Below are 15,075 nucleotides of genomic sequence, written 5' to 3'. Positions count from 1 at the left end.
CCATCACCAACTCGATGACGTTAACGAGCCACCTTGCGCGGCACGATCTTCTTGAGCAATTGCCGGGCCTTGCCCCTCAGCCGGGTCAGCCCCGACTCCTTGCCCGGTGGCGTCAGCCCTTGCTGGTGCAGCCAATCCTTCCAGCGAATCCGCTCGTCTCGTACCAGCCAGCCGTCCTGCCTGGCAAAACTCTCCGCCAGGTACAGCCCGCGGGTGCTGGCCGGGTACAGTTGATCCTTCTTCAAGGTGTACAGCTCGGGCAAGGGTTGGCCGTCCTGTAGCGGCATCAGGTAAAGATCGGGTCGCTTGCGGTCCAGGCGCGCCACCAGTTGGTCTCCCTCCAGGCGCTCATCCACATGAAACAGGCTCAGGGACTTGGCTTCCTTGGGCACATCCAGGCGCAAATCGTAAATCAGTTGCAGCGAGGCCGTCGGCAGGTGCACGTAGGCGCGTGGTCGCTCGATCAGTTGCAGGTTGGCGCTGCGCACTGGGCGGGCCGAACCGGACAGCGGCGTCAGGCGAAACGGCAAGGCTTCACGATAATGCAGGGCGGTGGCGTAGGGCGCGGGCAACCAGGTGTCATTGAAGCGTCCACCAAGCCAGCCCTCGGGGGTTTCCAGAAGGCATTCTTCGGCAATTTCACTGATGGCGGTGAGCAGCGGCAGGTTAAGCTCATGGGCCGGGACATAACCGGAAATCAACTTGAGCACCACGTCGCCGCGGTCCTGTCGACGCTGGCGCACCAGCACCCAATAGTCGCGGTTCTGCCAGTGCAGGGTCAGGCGCACCGAGATACCAAGGTTTGCCAGTTCCAGGGAAAAACGCTCGGGGTCGTCCACCGTCACCGGACGGCGCCGCTGCAGGGTTTGGGAAAAATTCAATGGCATCCCGACGCTCTGGTAAGTCAGGCCTTCGGGTGTCGCTTCGACGAACAGGGGCAGGGTCTTGAAGTTGCTGGGGTTTTTTCTGATGAGCGTGCGCGGCATGTCGGCTCCTTCCTTAAGGCCGCGCAGGGCGGCGTCAGTTTTTACGTAGGACCTTGGCTACGGTCGCGACGTTATGGGCGAGGTGCAGCGGATTGATGGTGCCGACAATAGCACTGGCGACACCGGGATGTTCAAACAACAGTTCGAAGCTGGCCCGGACCGGGTCCACGCCAGGGTTCAGGCAGACGTGACCGCTGGCCAAGGCTTTCTTCACCAGAATGGCCTTGCCATGCAAGGCTGCGTAGTCAATGACAGTCTTCTCGTTTCGTTCGTTCAGATTGTAGGTGACCATAGCGCAATCGCCTTGCTCCAGGGCTTTCAAACCGCCCTCGACGGTTTTGCCGGAAAAACCGTAGCCACCGATCTTGCCCTCGCGCTTGAGCGCCGCCAGGGTCGGGTAGACCTCACTGTCGTTGAGGATTGCCAGGTCGTTGCCGTCGGAGTGCACCAGCACCATATCGATGTAGTCCGTTTCCAGGCGCTTTAGGCTGCGTTCCACCGAGAGTCGGGTGTGGGCGGCACTGAAATCGTGGTGCGACTGGCCGTCACTGAACTCTTCACCGACCTTGCTGACAATCACCCAATCCTGACGCTGGCCGCGCAACAACGGGCCCAGGCGTTCTTCGCTGCGGCCATAGGCCGGCGCGGTGTCGATCAGGTTGATGCCCAGGTCACGCGCCAGTTTGAGCAGCATGCGCGCTTCGTCGTCATCGGGAATCTGGAAACCGTTGGGGTATTTGACCCCCTGGTCGCGGCCGAGCTTGACGGTCCCCAAGCCCAGGGGTGAAACAAGCGGGCCGTTATTGCCCAGCGGGCGATGCAAGTCGTGCAGGGTCGGTTGGCTCATGGCAGCAGTTGCTCCCAAGCCGGGATGCCCATGGGCGGTTTCGGCAGGTCCGGCAATGGCGCCGGATGGCTGGGGGTGATGCCATCGCGTTGCAGTGTGGCGATCACTCGATCGGCAAAGTCCGGGGCCAGGGCCAGTTTGGTCGGCCAGCCCACCAGCAGGCGATCCTGTTCGGCGAGAAAGGCGTTGTCCGGGCGGGTCAGGCCCGATTGCAGCGGTTCGGCGCGGTCGACCCGCAGCGTGGCCCATTGTGCGGCGCTGAGGTCGACCCAGGGCAGCAGTTGGCCAAGTTCTTTCTGGGCGGTAGCAATCTGCGCGGCGGGCTCGCGGGCCACGCCGTCGGCTTCGGCAATGTCGCCGCCCAGGTACCAGACCCATTGGCCATCGGCGGCCGGGTGGGTGGTCACGGTGATGCGCGGCTTCGGCCCGCCCCCCAGGCAGTGGGCGTACAGCGGCTTGAGGCTCGCTCCCTTGACCAGCACCATGTGCAACGGCCGACGCTGCATGGCCGGTTGCTCCAGGCCCAGGGCACTGAGCAGATCGGCGGTGCCGGCCCCGGCGCTGAGGACGATACGCTGGGCGCGGATCTCGCGGCCATCAACCTTGAGGCCGATCAGTTCGTCGCCGTCGCGCAACGGCTCGATATCTTTGCCGGCCAGCAAACCATCGCCGGCCAGATCTGCCAGCCGTGCAAGCAGGCTGGGGACGTCCACCACCAACTCGGCCAGGCGATAGACCTTGCCTTTGAAGCGCTTGTCTTGCAGGGCCGGCGGCAGTTGCTCGCCCTTGACCTGATCGACCCGCCCACGCACGGCCTTGCTGGCGAAGAAGCTGGTGAGGTTGCCGGCCAGGGTGCCGGGAGACCAGAGGTAGTGAGCTTCGGACAGCAGGCGCACGCCGGACAGATCCAGTTCGCCCTCGCCGGCCAGGGCTTCGCGCCAGCGGCGTGGCATGTCGGCGATGGCTTCCGAGGCGCCGGTGAGGGCACCGTGCAAGGCGTACTTGGCGCCACCATGGATGATGCCCTGGGATTTGATGCTCTGCCCGCCGCCGAGGCTGGCGCTTTCCACCAACACAGTCGAAAAGCCCTGGCGGCGCAGGCGCGCATTCAGCCAGAGGCCGGCGACTCCGGCGCCGACAATCAGAACGTCGGTGGAAATAACGGATGGCATGCAGCGACCTCGCGGGAAATGAAGCGGCAAGTTTCAAGCTTCAAGCTGCAAGTTACAAGCAAGAGGGATAGCCTTTGCTTGCAGCTTGCAGCTTGCAGCTTGCAGCTTGCAGCTTGCAGCTTGCAGCTTGCAGCTTGCAGCTTGCAGCTTGCAGCTTGCAGCTTGCAGCTTGCAGCTTGCAGCTTGCAGCTTGCAGCTTGCAGCTTCAGTGCCCGGCAGTCTTGGAAAACAGCTGGATCACCACCACCCCCAGTACAATCAACGCCATCCCCAGCATCGCCGGCACGTCCAGCTTCTGCCCGTAGATGAACAGCGCCGCCACGCTGACCATGACGATCCCCATCCCAGCCCAGACCGCATACGCCACGCCCACCGGAACGGTGCGCACCACCAGGGTCAGCATCCAGAATGCGATGCCGTAGCCGGCGATCACCAGCAGCAGAGGCAGGGGTGTGCTCAAGCCTTTGATCGCTTTCATCGACACGGTGGCGATCACTTCGGCGCAGATGGCGATGGCCAGGTAGTAGTAAGCGTTCATAGGCGAAAATCCTCTTGAAGGGTGCGTCTTTCTGTGTGGACATTTTAGGGCGCTGTCAGATGGGGTAAAGTCATTACCTATCTGCATACGAGATAGGTCGGGTCATGAGTGTTCTGTGGAATCTGGAGCAGCTGCGGCTGTTTGTCGGTGTCGCCGAGAAACGTTCGTTTTCCGCCGTGGCGCGGGACCAGCGCAAGGCTCAATCGGCCATTAGCAGCGCGATTGCGTTGTTGGAAACCGACCTGGGCGTGACGCTGTTCGAGCGCAGCAGTGGCCGCCAGCCGAAGCTCACCGAAGCCGGCGAGGCCTTGTTGGAAGAGGCGCGGGAAGTGCTGCGCCAGTGTGAGCGTCTCAATGGCCGGGCCCTGGCCCTGATGCGCGGTCAGGAGGCGATGTTGCGCCTGGCTCAGGATGAGGCGATGCCCTATCAGCCGGTCATCGACAGCCTGGCGGCCCTGGCCGAGCGGTTCCCGACCCTCGAGGTGCAACTGGCCAGCGCTGCGCAGGGCGATGTGGCGCGCAAACTGGTGGAGCGCCGCGCTGACCTGGGGTTGCTGTTTTATCACGACCAGATCCCCGAAGCGCTGGAGCGCCGGGTGCTGGGCAGCGTCGAGATGGTCACGGTCTGTGGCAGGGGGCATCCACTGGCGAGCCATGATTACGTGACCTGCCTGGAAATGGCCCGGCATCGGCAATTGCTCATGGCGACCCAGTCCAGTGTCTACCCTGGGAGTGAACAGGCCAGCCCGCAGGTCTGGCGCGCCGACAGTTTCTACGTCTTGGCCGAATGGCTGAGAAGCGGCCTGGGCTGGGCGTGGCTGCCACGGCATGTGGTGCAGTACCCGGCGTACCTGGGGGATATGGTCGAGCTCAACAGTGAGTGGACCCCGCCGGCCCTGGTGGTGGAGCTGGTCTGGCGCCGCGACGAGCCGTTGGGCCCGGCCGCGCGCTGGCTGGCGGAACGTTTTGCCGTGCAGTTGCAGGCGATCGGCTGAAAACCCGATAAACTCCGCCGCCATGAACAGAACTCTCTATAGCGCATTGTTTTATCTGGGGCTGCCACTGGTAGCGATTCGGCTCTGGTTGCGGGCACGCAAGGCGCCGGCCTACGCCCGGCGCATCGGCGAGCGTTTTTCCTGGGGGTTGCCGGTGATGGTGCCGGGAGGCATCTGGGTCCACGCCGTATCGGTGGGCGAGAGCATTGCCGCCGCGCCGATGATCCGCGCCTTGCTGCAACGTTATCCACAGCTGCCGATCACGGTCACCTGCATGACGCCCACCGGTTCCGAGCGCATCCAGGCGTTGTTCGCCAACGAGCCGCGCATCCAGCATTGCTATTTGCCCTACGACTTGCCCTGCGCGGCCAACCGTTTCCTCGATCGGGTTCGCCCGGTGCTCGCGGTGATCATGGAAACCGAATTGTGGCCCAACCACATTCATCAATGCGCCAGGCGCGGCATCCCTGTTGCCCTGGCCAACGCGCGACTGTCGGAGCGTTCTGCGCGCGGTTATGCACGTTTGCCCAAACTCACCCGGCCAATGCTCGCCGAGATGAGCCTGTTCGCTGTCCAGACCGAAGCCGAGGCCGAGCGCTTGCGCCAGTTGGGTGCGCGGGCGCAAACCGTCGAGGTCACCGGTTCGATCAAGTTCGACCTGACCATCGACCCGCAACTGCTGGAAAGCGCCAGCGCCTTGCGCCATGAGTGGCAAGCGACGGAGCGCCCGGTGTGGATCGCCGCCAGTACCCATGAAGGCGAAGATGAGGTGGTGCTGGCCGCCCACCGTCGGTTGCTCGCCAGTTATCCCGATGCGTTGCTGATCCTGGTGCCGCGCCATCCCGAGCGTTTCGATTCAGTGCATCAATTGTGTGAGAACGAAGGTTTCGCCACGGTGCGGCGTTCCAGCGCACGGCCCGTCACTGCCCAGACCTCGGTGCTGCTGGGCGATACCATGGGCGAGCTGTTGTTTCTCTACGCGCTGGCCGACAGCGCGTTTGTCGGCGGCAGCCTGGTACCCAACGGCGGGCATAACCTGCTGGAACCGGCGGCACTGGCCAAGCCGGTGCTCAGCGGGCCGCACCTGTTCAACTTCCTAGAAATAGCCGCGCAACTGCGGGCTGCCGGGGCGCTGGCGGAAGTCGAAGATGCCGAAAGCCTGGCCCTGGCGGTACAACGCCTGTTCGAACTGCCCCGCGATGCCCAGCGCATGGCCGAGGCGGGGCTTGCGGTAATGCGCACCAACCAGGGCGCGTTGCAACGGTTGTTGGAGGGGTTGGGGCGGTTGATTGACTGAGCGACTGAATATCTGTGGGAGCAAAGCTTGCTTGCGATGCAAGCGCCCCGGTTCCAGGGCGATCGAGTTGTATTCATCGCGGGCAAGCCTTGCTCCCACAGGCGGTTGCTGAGGAGGCTTCCCTCCGAGGGGTTATTGCGCCGGCCGCGAGCGCAGTTGCTCCGCCGCAGCCTGTGCCAGATCCGGCGGTAGAAAGTCCTTGTCCGGGTTGTAGTCGGGTTTGAGATAGCGCGACAGGTCCTGCAGATCCGACGGGCTCAACGTACCCGCTGCCTGCTTGAGCCGCAGGTTGTCGAGGATGTAGTCGTAGCGGGCGTTGTTGTAGTTTCTCACCGAGGTGTACAGCTGACGCTGGGCATCGAGTACATCGACGATGTTGCGCGTGCCCACCTGGTAACCGATCTCCGTGGCTTCCACTGCGCTCTGGTTGGAGATGATGGACTGTCGGCGGGCCTGGACCTGTTCCACATCGGTATTCACCGCCCGGTGCAGGTTGCGGGTGTTCTCCACCACCTGCCGGCGCAGGGCCTCGCGCTGTTGTTCGGTCTGAGTCAGTTGCGAGTAGGATTCGCGCACCTGAGAGCTGGTCAGCCCGCCGCTGTAGATCGGGATGCTCAATTGCAGGCCGATGGTGCGTTGCTCGGCATCACCACCATAACGCTGGCCGGTAGGGCTGGGGTTGGTAAAACCGAGGCCATCGTTGTCGCCTTTTTTGTATTGGGCGATCGCATCGAGGGTCGGGGCATGCCCGGACTTGCGCTGACGTAGGGTGTCCTCGGCGGCCGTGACGGCGTAGTTGCTGGCCAGTAGATTGAGGTTCTGCTTGGCGGCCGTATCGACCCAGGCCTTGGCGTCGTTCGGTGCCGGCGGCAGGATCGGCAGCGTGTGGACGATGCCCTGGAGCGAGTTGTACTGACGGTTGGTCAGGGTGATCAGGGCTTCGAAGGCGTCGTCGACCTGCCGCTGGGCCAGGATCCGGTTGGCTCGCGCGGTGTCGTAGCTGGCCTGGGATTGCAGCACGTCGGTCTTGTCCGACAGACCCACGTCGAAGCGCTCGTTGGACTGGTCGAGCTGACGCTTGAACGCCGCTTCTTCGGCCTTGGTCGAGGCCAGGTTGTCCTGGCTGCGCAGCACGTTGAAATAGCTCTCGGCGCTTTGCAGGATCATGTTCTGTTCAGTGGCCGAGAGTTGCAGCGACGCTTGTTCGTTGACCGACTTCGCCGCCTGGAACTGAAACCAGCGATCGGCACGGAAAATCGGCTGGGACAGCGTGGCCTGGTAGACCGTACCGCTACGGGAGGCGGTCATGGCGGGCTCGTCGAGCTCGGTACGGGTGTTGTTCAGGTCGGCACCGGCCGACAGGTTGGGTAACAACCCGGCGCGCGCCTGGGGCACCACTTCTTTCTGGGCGCCATACTGGGCGCGGGCGGCGGCCAGGTCGGCGTTGTTGTCCACCGCTTCCTGATACACGCTCACCAGATCGGTTTTGGTGGTCAAGGGCGCTTCGGCGGCCCAGGCCATTCCATTGGACGCACAAGACACGGCAAGGGCCAGTGAGAGTTTGCGCAGCATGAGGCGTTCCCTACTTCTCAAATGATTGCGCACAAGAGGCGCGGCGTAGCGAGTGTAGTTGCGCGGGCGCACGGCAACAATCCTGTATATGCGCCATTCATCACGCCTTTTGCCGTCGCGATGGCGTTCTGCGGTGGTTATGTCTAGACTGGCCGGGTTCTTGTCGGGGTGCCTTGCTATGAGGCTGAGATCGAATAATTTCGGATCCCGTTGAACCTGATCAGGTTAGCGCCTGCGTAGGGAACAAGATTTCTCGTCACCCGGCGAGTCCTCTTGTGCTTCGTCCGGGATGTTGTTCGACAATCGACTTTCGATCTTCGAGCATCCTCGAGCAGCAAGCACAGCGTCCGCACTCTCGTGCAGGGACGCGTCCATTCGTTACAGGTTCGCTCCGACAAAAATCCACTGCCTGGATGTGTGTCTGGAGAGCCCGTGATGACGACAAAATCAAAAAACGCGACCAACCTCAGTGATTCGGCCAAGGTCGATGAGCAATCGGTTCAGCCCTTTACCCGCTCGCAAAAAATCTATGTCCAGGGCAGCCGCCCGGATATTCGCGTGCCCATGCGCGAAATCAGCCTCGACGTGACCCCCACCGACTTTGGCGGCGAAATCAATGCGCCCGTGGTGGTGTACGACACTTCGGGTCCCTACACCGACCCGAATGTGATCATCGACGTGCGCAAAGGCCTGGCCGATGTGCGCTCACCGTGGATCGAAGCCCGTGGCGACACCGAACGCCTGGCGGGACTGAGCTCCAACTTCGGCCAGGAACGCCTGGCCGATCCCGAGCTGACCAAACTGCGCTTCGCCCATGTGAACAACCCGCGTCGCGCCAAACCCGGCGCCAACGTCAGCCAGATGCACTACGCGCGCAAAGGCATCATCACCGCTGAGATGGAATACGTCGCCATCCGCGAAAACATGAAGCTGGAAGTGGCCCGCGCCGCCGGCCTGCTGGACCAGCAACACGCCGGCCACAGCTTCGGTGCCAGTGTGCCGAAAGTCATCACCCCGGAATTCGTGCGTGACGAAATCGCCCGGGGGCGCGCGATCATCCCGGCCAACATCAACCACACCGAACTGGAACCGATGATCATCGGCCGTAACTTCCTGGTGAAGATCAACGGCAACATCGGCAACAGCGCACTGGGCTCGTCCATCGAAGAAGAAGTGGCGAAGCTGACCTGGGGCATTCGCTGGGGTTCGGACACGGTCATGGACCTGTCCACTGGCAAGCACATCCACGAAACCCGCGAGTGGATCATCCGCAACTCGCCGGTTCCGATCGGCACCGTGCCGATCTATCAGGCCCTGGAAAAAGTCGGCGGCGTGGCCGAAGACCTGACCTGGGAGCTGTTCCGCGACACGTTGATCGAACAGGCCGAGCAGGGCGTCGACTACTTCACCATCCACGCCGGCGTGCTGTTGCGTTATGTGCCGATGACCGCCAAGCGCGTCACCGGCATCGTCAGCCGTGGCGGCTCGATCATGGCCAAGTGGTGCCTGGCGCACCACAAAGAGAACTTCCTCTACACCCACTTCGAAGACATCTGCGAAATCATGAAGGCCTACGACGTCAGCTTCTCGCTGGGCGATGGCCTGCGTCCGGGTTCGATTGCCGACGCCAACGACGAAGCGCAGTTCGGTGAGCTGGAAACCCTCGGCGAGCTGACCAAGATCGCCTGGAAGCATGACGTGCAGTGCATGATCGAAGGCCCGGGCCACGTGCCGATGCAGTTGATCAAAGAGAACATGGACAAGCAGCTGGAGTGCTGCGACGAGGCGCCGTTCTACACCCTCGGCCCGCTGACCACCGATATTGCGCCGGGCTATGACCACATCACCTCCGGTATCGGTGCGGCGATGATTGGCTGGTTCGGTTGCGCCATGCTCTGCTACGTCACCCCGAAAGAACACTTGGGACTGCCGAACAAGGATGACGTGAAGACCGGGATCATCACCTACAAGATCGCCGCGCATGCGGCCGATCTGGCCAAAGGGCACCCAGGCGCGCAAATCCGCGACAACGCCCTGAGCAAGGCGCGTTTCGAGTTCCGCTGGGAAGACCAGTTCAACCTCGGCCTGGACCCGGACACCGCCCGCTCGTACCACGATGAAACCCTGCCGAAGGATTCGGCCAAGGTCGCGCATTTCTGCTCGATGTGCGGGCCGAAGTTCTGCTCGATGAAAATCACCCAGGAAGTGCGCGAGTACGCGGCCAACCAGCGCATTGAAGCGGTGGATGTCGATGTCGCCCAGGGCTTGGCGGAACAGGCTGAGCGGTTCAAGAAGGAAGGTAGCCAGCTGTACAAGAAAGTGTGATTTGAGCTGTGGGGGGGCGGTGTTTTCACTGCCCTCATCGCGAGCAAGCTCGCTCCCACAGGGGATCTGCTGTGGACGCAAAGTCTGTGTGCACCGTTGATCCTCTGTGGGAGCGAGCTTGCTCGCGATAGCGGCCAAAAAAACAACAAATATCCCTCTGAGATAACAACCCTTGAACATCCAACCCAGCACCTACTCCCCCGACGCCGCCGTCCCCCTGGACAGGCGCGTCTTCGGCGCCCGCGATCTGTTTTCCCTGTGGTTCTCCCTCGGCATCGGCCTGATGGTCTTGCAGGTCGGCGCCTTGCTCGCGCCGGGCCTGGGCCTGAGCGGTTCGTTGCTGGCGATTTTCCTCGGCACGCTGGTGGGCGTCCTGCTGCTGGCGGCCGTCGGGGTGATCGGCAGCGACACCGGCCTGTCGGCCATGGCCGCTCTCAAGCTCAGCCTCGGCGGCAAGGGCGCGAGCGTGCCGGCGGTGTTGAACCTGCTGCAGTTGATCGGTTGGGGCTCATTCGAAATCATCGTCATGCGTGACGCCGCCAGCCTGCTCGGCGCCCGGGCCTTCAGCGAAGGCAGCCTGGGGTCGAACCCACTGCTGTGGACATTGTTTTTCGGCGCACTGGCGACCCTGCTGGCAGTGAGCGGGCCGCTGACGTTCGTGCGTAAGGTCCTGCGCAAGTGGGGCATCTGGCTGCTGCTGGCGGCGTGCATCTGGCTGACCTGGAACCTGTTTGCCAAGGCTGATCTGGCGGCGTTGTGGGCGCGGGCGGGAGATGGTTCGATGCCGTTTGCCGTCGGTTTCGACATTGCGATAGCCATGCCGCTGTCCTGGTTGCCGCTGATTGCCGACTACTCGCGCTTCGGCAAACGCGCAAAAAACGTCTTCGGCGGCACCGCGCTGGGGTTCTTTATCGGTAATTTCTGGCTGATGAGCCTGGGCGTGGCCTACACCCTGGCGTTCGCGCCGAGCGGTGAAGTCAACGCGCTGTTGCTGGCCCTGGCGGGCGCCGGGTTGGGTATCCCGCTGCTGCTGATTTTGCTGGATGAATCGGAAAATGCCTTCGCTGATATCCACTCGGCGGCGGTGTCCAGCGGCATGCTGACGGGGTTGAAAGTCGAGCACCTGGCCTTGGCGATTGGCGTGGTCTGCACCTTGATCGCCTGCTTCGCGCCGTTGGCTCAGTATCAGAATTTCCTGTTGCTGATCGGCTCGGTGTTCGCACCGCTGTTCGGTGTGGTGCTGGTGGACCATTTCATCCTGCGCAAGCGCGCCAGCCGGGTCGTGTCAGCGGCGTTGTGCTGGCCGGCACTGTTGGCCTGGCTGGGCGGGGTGAGTACCTATCACCTGCTGGCCAACTTCTACCCGGACATCGGCGCCACCCTGCCGTCGCTGGTCCTGGCAGGGTTGCTGCAACTGATACTGGGCCGGGCTTTCAACTACGGCCGGGAAACAGCTCGGGCTTGAGGATGCCATTGAGGCGTGGGTAAGCGATCTTCAGTTCGATGTGGCCCAGGGCGTATGGCGCGATGGTGCTCACTTGGTACTTGAGGATCACGCCGCCGTAGGTCAGCGCCACGTTCGGGGTTTTCTGGAACGGCCACTGCTTCACGAACTCCGGTTCCTGATCCAGTTTGGTGCTGATCAGCCAGCTATTGTGGGCGACCTGCACGGCTTTCCAGAACGCCTCTTCCTGGCCCGGCAGCAGCATGTCCGACAGCGTCAATACTTTGTGCTGCTGGCGCGAATAGTTGATGAAACCGCGCCCCGGCGTACCGTGCGCACCGCCAGTGTCCAGGTAACTGGACAATTCGATGATCACCAAGCCGTCATGCTGCTCCCGTACCTTGGCTTGCAAGTAACTGCTGTTGCGCGGCGCGGCGCTGCGCAAAAACTGCTCGCGGTAGGCGGCCAGCGTCGGCGCCAGCGGGGCGTCCGGTGTGGTGCGGGTCATTTGCAGCAGGCGTTTCTCGATGATGCCGTCCAAGGCCGGCTCGGCGGGAAAGCGCAGGGTGTCAATGTTGACCAGGGGGCAGTCGGCGCTGGCGCATCCTGGTTGCAGTTGTTCCGAGGCATCGCGGGTGGTTTCCAGCGGAGCGCGGTAGTTGGGTTGGAACAGGCTTTGGCAAGCGCCCAGGGTCAGGGCAATAGTGGCCACGCAAAGGGTTTTGAAAAGCGACATGGGCGTCCTTCATGAAACAGGGAAAGGCGAAAAGTTACCCGCTTCGACTGTCGGCAGGGCAATCAGTTCGCCACTAAGCTCATTAGAGTGGCTTTGAGGGCAGCCGTCTATCCCGATGACTGGAAAGGGGCTGCATCAAACGGTACGGGCGCGTTAGGATGGCGCGAAGCCGAGGCTGGAACCTCGCATCGATCCGCTGCAAACGAGGACTGTCATGACCGATTTCGCCAACGCCACACCGAGCGCCGTGGACATCGTAAAGCGTGAAAACTGCTTTCAGGGTTTCTACAAACTCGATCGCGTCCACCTGCGCCACGAGTTATTTGCCGGTGGCATGAGCCGTGAAATCAGCCGTGAACTGTTCGTGCGTCATGACGCGGTGTGCGTGCTGCCCTACGATCCGCAACGCGATGAGGTGGTACTAATCGAGCAGTTTCGCGTCGGCGCCATTGGCAAGACCACCAACCCCTGGCTGGTGGAACTGGTGGCCGGCCTGATCGACAAGGACGAGCAACCGGAAGAAGTTGCTCATCGCGAAGCGCAGGAGGAAGCTGGGCTTGTCTTCGCTGCGCTCTGGCCGATGACCAAGTATTTTCCATCGCCGGGCGGCAGCAATGAATTCGTGCATCTTTATTTGGGGCGTTGCGACAGTGTGGGGGCCGGTGGCCTGCATGGGCTTGTGGAAGAAGCCGAAGACATTCGTGTGAAGGTCTGGGCTTTTGAAGATGCCTTGCAAGCAGTGCGCGACGGGCAGATCTGCAACGCGGCCAGCATCATTGCCTTGCAATGGCTGGCCTTGAATCGCGATGAAGTGAGGGGGCTATGGTCTTAAGCAAGCTGCGCGACCGTTATCGCGTCGATCTGGTCGGGTTGCAGGCCGCCTGCGAGGCCAACTACGCCCGCCTGATGCGCTTGTTGCCGGACATGCGCAACGACCCCGCGCCCCGGCGCATCGCCGTGACCCATGGCGACCAGATGCTCGGCGTGCTGGCCATTGAAGTGCTGCAAACTTGCCCATACACCACCACCTTGCAAGTGCGCCAGGAACACAGCCTGCCCTGGTTGCCGGTGCCGCAACTGGAAGTGCAGGTCTATCACGATGCGCGCATGGCCGAAGTCGTGAGCGCCGAACATGCGCGACGTTTTCGCGGCATCTATCCTTATCCCAATGCGTCGATGCACCAACCGGATGAAAAGGCCCAGTTGAACCTGTTTCTGGGGGAATGGCTGAGTCATTGCCTGGCGCTGGGCCACGAATTCGAGGTTGTTCGGTAGCTGCCGGTCAAAAACTGGACACTGGTTGTGAACCGGTTCCGGTTCGCGGGTTTCCCCTTTCGATCTTCCCCAGCATAATTGCCGCTTCATCCAATGGCGTAGTCGCGCCTGGGAGAGAGCGATTTGCCGAGCGTATCCACCTTGACCACCGCCGATACGGCGCTGCTGGTCCAACTGTCTGACAGTCACCTGTTTGCCGAGGCCGACGCTTCGTTGCTGGGCATGAACACCCGCGACAGCCTGCGGGCGGTCATTGACTTGGTGCTCAAGCAGCAGCCGAACATTGACCTGATGCTTGCCACTGGGGATTTGTCCCAGGACGGGACGCAGCAGTCCTATGAGGCGTTTCGGCAGCTGAGTGCGCGTATCGACGCGCCGGCGCGTTGGATTCCCGGTAACCATGATGAGCCGCAGGTGATGCTTGAGGCGGCGGTCAAGAGTACGTTGCTCGATCCGGTGGTGGACATTGGCAATTGGCGGGTGACTATGCTCGATTCTGCCGTGCCAGGTTCTGTGCCGGGGTTTTTGGCCGAGGAGCAATTGATTCTGTTGGCCAATGCCTTGAGCGAGGCGCCGGAGCGACATCACTTGGTGTGCCTGCATCATCATCCTGTTTCGATTGGGTGTGCGTGGATGGAGCCGATTGGGTTGCGTAATCCTGAGGCGCTGTTTGCGGTGTTGGATCGGTTTCCTCAGGTGCGTGCTGTTCTGTGGGGGCATGTGCATCAGGAGGTTGATCAGGTGCGTGAGGGGGTTCGTTTGTTGGCTTCGCCTTCGACCTGTATTCAGTTTGAGCCGGGGAGTGAGGATTTTGCGGTGGGGGGGCAGGCGCCGGGGTATCGGTGGTTGCGGCTTTTGCCGGATGGGCGGTTGGAGACGGGGGTTGAGCGGGTGGTTGGGTTTGCGTTTACCCCGGACTATGGCTCCAACGGGTATTAAGTTCGGCCCAACTGTGGGAGCGAGCTTGCTCGCGAAGGCGGCGGTACATTCAGCATCGATGCAAGCAGATTCACCGCTATCGGGGCGGTGGACACTGATCGTATAAACGACCAAAAAACTGTGTGGGAGCGAGCTTGCTCGCGATGGCGGCCTTACAGCTGGCCAGGATTTTGTTGACCGGGTATATATCCATTTCTGCGGTAACGGCCACTTATGGTTCCGCCCTTACGGCGGGTCACTTTCGAAAAGCGCGAAAGTAACCAAAGCGCTTCTGCCCCACCACTCGGCACCTCGCCTAGGCTCGGTGTGCCCGAACGTAGGCATTGCTCCGTGGGCCCGCCGCGAAGGGCCATCCATGGCCCAGCGCGGCTACCTCGGCATCCATGCCGAGGTGCCCACTACGCAATACCTACGTTCGGCCAGCGTGGTTAACGGGGCGCCCAAGATCAACCTCCACCGCGAGGCGGCCTGATAGCCGGCCTGGTTTTAGCGGGTGTACACCCATCAGATTTGTTTGAGCAGGATCTGTGGGAGCAAAGCTTGCTCGCGAAGGCGGCGGTACATTCAGCATTGATGCAAGCAGACTCACCGCTATCGCGAGCAAGCTTTGCTCCCACAAGATTGGCGGTGGGCACTGATCTTATAAACGACCGAAACCAGTGTGGGAGCGAGCCTGCTCGCGATGGCGGCCTGACAGCCGACCAGGGTTGTGGGAATGGTCGGACACGCGTCCTGACGCAAGCAGATTTTTCCGACGAGCTCTGGCGGTTGCCGGGTGGGAAGGGCTGTCGCTAGTCTTTTTCCGTCGCTGCAAATTCAGCGGCCGGGCTTGGAAATCCGATAAGTAGACGGCGCGAAAGCGCCCTTCATAACGTATGCTTGCGGTCGTTTTTTGACCATGCTTTCGTTATGGCGGCTGTGCGCGGGAGACCTTCGGGTCTGTCGGGCT

Annotated in this window: 13 protein-coding genes and 1 riboswitch; of the genes, 7 read left to right on the top strand and 6 right to left on the bottom strand. The window is 62.0% G+C overall.

What is annotated here, in order from left to right:
* Positions 1-20: 20 nt before the first annotated feature.
* The 4 genes from PSEUDOMOFG3G_RS05595 to PSEUDOMOFG3G_RS05580 form a co-directional block, all read right to left on the bottom strand.
* A complete protein-coding gene (locus tag PSEUDOMOFG3G_RS05595) occupies positions 21-986 on the bottom strand; it encodes a metal ABC transporter ATPase (RefSeq protein WP_139048589.1) in 966 nt (321 codons plus the stop codon).
* 34 nt (positions 987-1,020) lie between these two features.
* The gene (locus tag PSEUDOMOFG3G_RS05590) at positions 1,021-1,833 is read right to left on the bottom strand and encodes an aldo/keto reductase (protein WP_139048588.1); all 813 of its coding nucleotides are present in this window, start codon (positions 1,831-1,833) and stop codon (positions 1,021-1,023) included.
* Positions 1,830-3,005, bottom strand: coding sequence for an FAD-binding oxidoreductase (locus tag PSEUDOMOFG3G_RS05585; RefSeq protein WP_139048587.1), 1,176 nt, complete (start codon positions 3,003-3,005; stop codon positions 1,830-1,832). The genes PSEUDOMOFG3G_RS05590 and PSEUDOMOFG3G_RS05585 overlap by 4 nt, the downstream gene beginning before the upstream one ends.
* A 205-nt stretch (positions 3,006-3,210) precedes the next feature.
* The gene (locus PSEUDOMOFG3G_RS05580; protein ID WP_047225891.1) at positions 3,211-3,543 is read right to left on the bottom strand and encodes a multidrug efflux SMR transporter; all 333 of its coding nucleotides are present in this window, start codon (positions 3,541-3,543) and stop codon (positions 3,211-3,213) included.
* 104 nt (positions 3,544-3,647) lie between these two features.
* Between PSEUDOMOFG3G_RS05580 and PSEUDOMOFG3G_RS05575 the strand changes: the two genes are divergently transcribed.
* Positions 3,648-4,538 (top strand): LysR family transcriptional regulator, encoded by an 891-nt coding sequence (locus PSEUDOMOFG3G_RS05575; RefSeq protein ID WP_047225890.1) that lies wholly within the window; start codon positions 3,648-3,650, stop codon positions 4,536-4,538.
* Positions 4,539-4,560: 22 nt separating this feature from the next.
* Positions 4,561-5,835, top strand: a complete 1,275-nt coding sequence (gene waaA / locus PSEUDOMOFG3G_RS05570) for a lipid IV(A) 3-deoxy-D-manno-octulosonic acid transferase (RefSeq protein WP_139048585.1) — start codon at positions 4,561-4,563, stop codon at positions 5,833-5,835.
* Positions 5,836-5,967: 132 nt separating this feature from the next.
* On the opposite strand, the gene PSEUDOMOFG3G_RS05565 is transcribed toward waaA, so the two are convergent.
* Positions 5,968-7,407: a TolC family outer membrane protein gene (locus tag PSEUDOMOFG3G_RS05565; RefSeq protein WP_139048584.1), complete on the bottom strand. Its 1,440-nt coding sequence runs from the start codon at positions 7,405-7,407 to the stop codon at positions 5,968-5,970.
* A 154-nt stretch (positions 7,408-7,561) separates the two neighbouring features.
* Positions 7,562-7,667, top strand: a riboswitch (TPP riboswitch).
* A 175-nt stretch (positions 7,668-7,842) separates the two neighbouring features.
* Here PSEUDOMOFG3G_RS05565 and thiC point away from each other — a divergent pair.
* Entirely contained in the window at positions 7,843-9,732 is a 1,890-nt protein-coding gene (thiC, locus tag PSEUDOMOFG3G_RS05560; RefSeq protein WP_047225887.1) for a phosphomethylpyrimidine synthase ThiC, read from the top strand.
* 172 nt (positions 9,733-9,904) lie between these two features.
* The gene (gene cytX, locus PSEUDOMOFG3G_RS05555) at positions 9,905-11,197 is read left to right on the top strand and encodes a putative hydroxymethylpyrimidine transporter CytX (RefSeq protein ID WP_047225886.1); all 1,293 of its coding nucleotides are present in this window, start codon (positions 9,905-9,907) and stop codon (positions 11,195-11,197) included.
* Here cytX and PSEUDOMOFG3G_RS05550 read toward each other — a convergent pair.
* Positions 11,166-11,912, bottom strand: a complete 747-nt coding sequence (locus tag PSEUDOMOFG3G_RS05550; RefSeq protein WP_139048583.1) for a DUF3298 domain-containing protein — start codon at positions 11,910-11,912, stop codon at positions 11,166-11,168. The two genes, cytX and PSEUDOMOFG3G_RS05550, sit on opposite strands and share 32 nt — an antisense overlap.
* Before the next feature lie 214 nt (positions 11,913-12,126).
* Here PSEUDOMOFG3G_RS05550 and PSEUDOMOFG3G_RS05545 point away from each other — a divergent pair, with 214 nt between their 5' ends.
* The 3 genes from PSEUDOMOFG3G_RS05545 to cpdA all read left to right on the top strand — a co-directional run bounded on the left by PSEUDOMOFG3G_RS05545 (position 12,127) and on the right by cpdA (position 14,126).
* Positions 12,127-12,744 (top strand): NUDIX domain-containing protein, encoded by a 618-nt coding sequence (locus PSEUDOMOFG3G_RS05545; protein ID WP_139048582.1) that lies wholly within the window; start codon positions 12,127-12,129, stop codon positions 12,742-12,744.
* On the top strand, positions 12,735-13,187 hold the full coding sequence (locus PSEUDOMOFG3G_RS05540; protein WP_047225883.1) for a DUF1249 domain-containing protein: 453 nt from the start codon (positions 12,735-12,737) through the stop codon (positions 13,185-13,187). The genes PSEUDOMOFG3G_RS05545 and PSEUDOMOFG3G_RS05540 overlap by 10 nt, the downstream gene beginning before the upstream one ends.
* Before the next feature lie 123 nt (positions 13,188-13,310).
* Positions 13,311-14,126, top strand: coding sequence for a 3',5'-cyclic-AMP phosphodiesterase (gene cpdA / locus PSEUDOMOFG3G_RS05535; protein WP_139048581.1), 816 nt, complete (start codon positions 13,311-13,313; stop codon positions 14,124-14,126).
* Positions 14,127-15,075 lie beyond the last annotated feature (949 nt).

The organism is Pseudomonas sp. FG-3G (assembly GCF_901007645.1).
Taxonomy (GTDB): Bacteria; Pseudomonadota; Gammaproteobacteria; order Pseudomonadales; family Pseudomonadaceae; genus Aquipseudomonas; species Aquipseudomonas rhizophila.
This window is presented reverse-complemented; position numbering and strand designations above follow the sequence as displayed.

Coding starts and splice junctions, on each gene's coding strand:
- PSEUDOMOFG3G_RS05595 (WP_139048589.1), bottom strand. CDS start 986: ATGCCGCGCACGCTCATCAGAAAAAACCCCAGCAACTTCAAGACCCTG.
- PSEUDOMOFG3G_RS05590 (WP_139048588.1), bottom strand. CDS start 1,833: ATGAGCCAACCGACCCTGCACGACTTGCATCGCCCGCTGGGCAATAAC.
- PSEUDOMOFG3G_RS05585 (WP_139048587.1), bottom strand. CDS start 3,005: ATGCCATCCGTTATTTCCACCGACGTTCTGATTGTCGGCGCCGGAGTC.
- PSEUDOMOFG3G_RS05580 (WP_047225891.1), bottom strand. CDS start 3,543: ATGAACGCTTACTACTACCTGGCCATCGCCATCTGCGCCGAAGTGATC.
- PSEUDOMOFG3G_RS05575 (WP_047225890.1), top strand. CDS start 3,648: ATGAGTGTTCTGTGGAATCTGGAGCAGCTGCGGCTGTTTGTCGGTGTC.
- waaA (WP_139048585.1), top strand. CDS start 4,561: ATGAACAGAACTCTCTATAGCGCATTGTTTTATCTGGGGCTGCCACTG.
- PSEUDOMOFG3G_RS05565 (WP_139048584.1), bottom strand. CDS start 7,407: ATGCTGCGCAAACTCTCACTGGCCCTTGCCGTGTCTTGTGCGTCCAAT.
- thiC (WP_047225887.1), top strand. CDS start 7,843: ATGACGACAAAATCAAAAAACGCGACCAACCTCAGTGATTCGGCCAAG.
- PSEUDOMOFG3G_RS05550 (WP_139048583.1), bottom strand. CDS start 11,912: ATGTCGCTTTTCAAAACCCTTTGCGTGGCCACTATTGCCCTGACCCTG.
- PSEUDOMOFG3G_RS05545 (WP_139048582.1), top strand. CDS start 12,127: ATGACCGATTTCGCCAACGCCACACCGAGCGCCGTGGACATCGTAAAG.
- PSEUDOMOFG3G_RS05540 (WP_047225883.1), top strand. CDS start 12,735: ATGGTCTTAAGCAAGCTGCGCGACCGTTATCGCGTCGATCTGGTCGGG.